This window comes from Martinezella tropici (genome assembly GCF_003287875.1).
GTDB lineage: Bacteria > Pseudomonadota > Alphaproteobacteria > Rhizobiales > Rhizobiaceae > Rhizobium > Rhizobium tropici_C.
Window position 1 is genome coordinate 1 of record NZ_QMKK01000009.1, and the last position, 281, is coordinate 281.

The following is a 281-nucleotide window of genomic DNA, read 5'->3' on the forward strand; positions in this document are numbered from 1 at the left end:
AAGGTGACGAAGGACAACAAGCCGCAGGCCGAAGCCCAGCTTTTGGAACTGGTCGAGCAGACCGGCACCGAACTCGTGGTGCTGGCCCGCTACATGCAGGTTCTGTCGGATGCGCTGTGCCGGAAGATGTCGGGCCGCATCATCAACATCCACCATTCCTTCCTGCCGTCCTTCAAGGGGGCGAACCCCTACAAGCAGGCCTATGAGCGCGGCGTGAAGCTGATCGGGGCGACGGCGCATTATGTGACGGCCGATCTCGACGAGGGTCCGATCATCGAGCA

General features: G+C 61.6%; 1 protein-coding gene. It reads left to right on the plus strand.

The features are described from left to right. A partial coding sequence (locus tag DQ393_RS00110) for a formyltransferase family protein (protein ID WP_281023914.1) occupies positions 1-281 on the plus strand: 281 nt, incomplete at both ends.